General features: G+C 54.5%; 2 rRNA genes (1 of these 2 cut by a window edge). Both read left to right on the top strand.

Features of this window, described 5'->3' with window-relative positions:
- Window positions 1–2,219 (top strand): 23S ribosomal RNA (locus ACSION_RS18660) (it extends 660 nt beyond the left edge of the window).
- Window positions 2,220–2,345: 126 nt separating this feature from the next.
- Window positions 2,346–2,460: ribosomal RNA gene (rrf, locus tag ACSION_RS18655) — 5S ribosomal RNA — on the top strand.
- Window positions 2,461–2,500 lie beyond the last annotated feature (40 nt).

The raw sequence follows: 2,500 nt of genomic DNA, 5'->3' as shown, positions 1-2,500 counted from the left end.
CGGGTGATCTAGTCATGCCCAGGGTGAAGGTGCCGTAACAGGTACTGGAGGCCCGAACCCACTCCCGTTGCAAAGGTAGGGGATGAGGTGTGATTAGGAGTGAAAAGCTAATCGAACCCGGAGATAGCTGGTTCTCCTCGAAAGCTATTTAGGTAGCGCCTCGTATGAATCTTCTTGGGGGTAGAGCACTGTTATGGCTAGCGGGACATCGCGTCTTAGCAAACCATGGCAAACTCCGAATACCAAGACAGAATGTACGGGAGACACACGGCGGGTGCTAACGTCCGTCGTGAAAAGGGAAACAACCCAGACCCACAGCTAAGGTCCCAAATTTCGTGCTAAGTGGAAAACGATGTGGAAAGGCACAGACAGCCAGGAGGTTGGCTTAGAAGCAGCCACCCTTTAAAGAAAGCGTAATAGCTCACTGGTCGAGTCGGTCTGCGCGGAAGATTTAACGGGGCTAAGCACGAAACCGAAGCTTGGGGTGCATAACTTTGTTATGCGCGGTAGAGGAGCGTTCCGTAAGCCTGCGAAGGTGGCTTGAGAAGGCTGCTGGAGGTATCGGAAGTGCGAATGCTGACATGAGTAACGATAATGCGGGTGAAAAGCCCGCACGCCGAAAGCCCAAGGTTTCCTTGCGCAACGTTAATCGACGCAGGGTTAGTCGGTCCCTAAGGCGAGGGCGAAAGCCGTAGTCGATGGGAAGCAGGTTAATATTCCTGCACCTCGCGTGAGTGCGATGGAGGGACGGAGAAGGTTAGGTGTACCCGGCGTTGGTTGTCCGGGGGAAAGGCGGTAGGTTTGGATCTTTGGCAAATCCGGGATCCTTTAAGACCGAGCACCGAGACGAGTCCTTTAGGACGAAGTCACTGATACCACGCTTCCAGGAAAAGCTCCTAAGCTTCAGCTCACGCAGACCGTACCGTAAACCGACACAGGTGGGTAGGATGAGAATTCTCAGGCGCTTGAGAGAACTCGGGTGAAGGAACTAGGCAACATGGCACCGTAACTTCGGGAGAAGGTGCACCCCCTTTGGTGGCCCATGCGGGCTATAGCTGAGGGGGGTCGCAGAAACCAGGCCGCTGCGACTGTTTATCAAAAACACAGCACTCTGCAAACACGAAAGTGGACGTATAGGGTGTGACGCCTGCCCGGTGCTGGAAGGTTAATTGATGGGGTCAGCCGCAAGGCGAAGCTCTTGATCGAAGCCCCAGTAAACGGCGGCCGTAACTATAACGGTCCTAAGGTAGCGAAATTCCTTGTCGGGTAAGTTCCGACCTGCACGAATGGCGTAACGACAGCGGCGCTGTCTCCACCCGAGACTCAGTGAAATTGAAATCGCTGTGAAGATGCAGCGTTCCCGTGGCAAGACGGAAAGACCCCGTGAACCTTTACTATAGCTTTACATTGAACGTTGAGTTCGTCTGTGTAGGATAGGTGGGAGGCTATGAAACCGAGGCGCTAGCTTCGGTGGAGCCAACCTTGAAATACCACCCTGATGTGCTTGACGTTCTAACCTAGGTCCGTAATCCGGATCGGGGACCATGTATGGTGGGTAGTTTGACTGGGGCGGTCTCCTCCCAAAGAGTAACGGAGGAGCTCGAAGGTACGCTCAGCGCGGTCGGACATCGCGCACTGTGTGCAAAGGCATAAGCGTGCTTGACTGCGAGATCGACGGATCAAGCAGGTACGAAAGTAGGACTTAGTGATCCGGTGGTTCTGTATGGAAGGGCCATCGCTCAACGGATAAAAGGTACTCCGGGGATAACAGGCTGATACCGCCCAAGAGTTCATATCGACGGCGGTGTTTGGCACCTCGATGTCGGCTCATCACATCCTGGGGCTGTAGTCGGTCCCAAGGGTATGGCTGTTCGCCATTTAAAGTGGTACGCGAGCTGGGTTCAGAACGTCGTGAGACAGTTCGGTCCCTATCTGCCATGGGCGTTGGAAGTTTGAGAGGGGCTGCTCCTAGTACGAGAGGACCGGAGTGGACGAACCTCTGGTGTTCCGGTTGTCACGCCAGTGGCATTGCCGGGTAGCTATGTTCGGAAGCGATAACCGCTGAAAGCATCTAAGCGGGAAGCGCGCCTCAAGATGAGACTTCCCGGGGCACAAGCCCCCTAAAGGAACCATCAAGACTAGGTGGTTGATAGGTCAGGTGTGTAAGTGGGGCAACCCATTGAGCTAACTGATACTAATGATCCGTGCGGCTTGACCATATAACCTCAAGTGGCCTTGGACTCGACGATATCGTCAGAGAAAATCCAATGCCCGCTACGTCACAAGACCCTATGAGAGATTGGCGCCTTAATCCGTTCCTTGGATGGCGACGCTCCAACCCTCTCCCTGGTGAAATTAGCGCTGTGGTCCCACCCGTTCCCATCCCGAACACGGAAGTGAAACGCAGCCGCGCCGATGGTAGTGTGGCTTAAGCCATGCAAGAGTAGGTCATCGCCAGGGGCTTTACCCCAAAACCCCCAGCTGAAAAGCTGGGGGTTTT

The sequence above is a fragment of the Pseudoxanthomonas sp. LjRoot125 genome (assembly GCF_964252705.1).
In the GTDB taxonomy this organism is placed as follows: Bacteria; Pseudomonadota; Gammaproteobacteria; order Xanthomonadales; family Xanthomonadaceae; genus Pseudoxanthomonas_A.
The sequence above is the reverse complement of the archived record's forward strand: the minus strand, read 5'-3'. Positions and strand labels throughout refer to the sequence as shown.